The organism is Methylobacterium sp. GC_Met_2 (assembly GCF_026540795.1).
In the GTDB taxonomy this organism is placed as follows: domain Bacteria; phylum Pseudomonadota; class Alphaproteobacteria; order Rhizobiales; family Beijerinckiaceae; genus Methylobacterium.
Genome location: NZ_JALNUM010000248.1, coordinates 1 through 1603, shown reverse-complemented (window position 1 = coordinate 1603; position 1603 = coordinate 1). Strand labels below are relative to the sequence as shown.

At 73.5% G+C, this 1603-nt stretch carries 2 protein-coding genes and 1 pseudogene; all 3 read right to left on the bottom strand.

Features of this window, described 5'->3' with window-relative positions:
• Positions 1-74: pseudogene (locus tag OXS49_RS33265) on the bottom strand (CsbD family protein); the annotation flags it as partial.
• Between the two features lie 97 nt (positions 75-171).
• Positions 172-1095, bottom strand: coding sequence for a PhnA-like protein (locus OXS49_RS33260; RefSeq protein ID WP_267428756.1), 924 nt, complete (start codon positions 1093-1095; stop codon positions 172-174).
• Between the two features lie 41 nt (positions 1096-1136).
• A partial coding sequence (locus OXS49_RS33255; protein WP_267428755.1) for a CsbD family protein occupies positions 1137-1603 on the bottom strand: 467 nt, incomplete at its 5' end.

Sequence of the window (1603 nt, the reverse complement as noted above, 5' to 3'; positions counted from 1 at the left end):
TGGCCGGCCGCCTGCTTGACGTTGCCGACGGCCTCGTTGGCCAGACCCTTCAGCTTGTCGGTCGTGCTGCTCATCGCGTGATCTCCTGCTGGACGTGGAGGCCGGGCGTCCCGGCCGGGATGGAGACCCCCGCCGGCGGCGGGGGCCCGTGAACAAAGCTGGTTGAGCGGCTCAGACCCGCCGGGTCTCGTAGGCGCCGAGCAGCGTCGCCGGCTTCGGGGCGCCCAGGCGGCCGCCGAGGAACGCCGCCAGCGCGCCCAGGATCAGCGCGATCGCCGCGTAGAACGCACCCTGCGTCGCCGCCGACTTCGCCGTCACGGCCGCGGCCTCGGCCTTCTGCTTGGCCGTGGTGACCGCCTGCTCGTACTGCTTCTGGTAGTCGTCGATCTGCGCCTTGGCCTGATCCGGCGCGATGCCCTGCGCCTTGGCCAGCGCGTCCGCGGCGCGGGCCTTGGCCTGCTCCTTCTGAGCCGGATCACCGGTCAGCACCGCCTTCACCGCGGCCACCGCCGCGTCCTTGGCGGCCTGCGGGTCCTGGCCGGCGGACTGCTGGCGGACCTTCTGCTCGATCCCGTCGAACGGGTTGGAGATCTTCGACAACGAGGGGGCAGCCGCCTGCGCGGCGGTCTGGATCGTGCCGCCGACGAGGTTGCTCGCGCCGCCCAGCGCGCTCGACACGGTGCCGAGGGTTCCGCCGACGATGCCGCTCGCGGCGGAGGTCAGCAGGTACAGCACCACCAGGGTGGTCACCGCCCAGGAGACCAACCCGTGCAGGGCGGCCGCCCCCGGCAGGGGCTTGCCGGACAGGCGGCCGGCGATCAGGCCGCCGGCCAGCGAGGCGACGATGCCCGAGGCGACGAACCAGATGCCCGCGCCCATCGAGACCGTCGAGGCGGACGGGTTGTCGGCGGCGGTGGTGCCGACGGAGGCCAAGCCGACCCCGACGCCGACGAGGTTGACGATGACCTGGGTCACCAGGGCGGTCACGGCGCCGGCGAAGATGGCGCCCCACGAGACCTCGTTGAGCAGCACGGTGCGCGTATCGGCGTGTGCCGCTCCGGTCGCGAGGGGGGTGGTGGTCGTCTGGATGGTCACTCTGTCACTCCGGGTCGGTGGTCGTCAGGTGGGGAAGGCGTTCAATCGCGGTTCGCGTTGACGAGCAGGGCAAGGCCGAAACCGACGGCGCCGGCGATCAGCAGCGAGGCCAGCGGGTACTCGGCGACCTGGCCGCTCACTCCGCCGTTGCCATGGCGCAGGGCGCGGGAGCCACGCTCGTAGGCGTCCTCGGCGTAGTCGGAGGCGTCGTCCGCCGCACGGCGCACGGAGCGTCGCGCCCGGTCGAAATGGTCCTCGGCCGCACCCTGGGCGTGGCGGGCCCGGTCCTCGATGTCGTCGGTGCCGACGAGGCCGCCCACGGTCTCGCGGAGGCGTCCGCCGAGGTCGCGGGCGGTGTCGGCGACCTGCCCGGCCGCGTCGCGCACGGTGTCCTTAGCCTGGCCGTAGAGGTTCTCGGCCTTGCCGCTCGCCTCGCGGGCCCGGCCCTCGGCCGAGTCCCGCTGCGAGCCGGTCAGGTCGCCCACCGCGCCCTGCACCTTACCGCCGA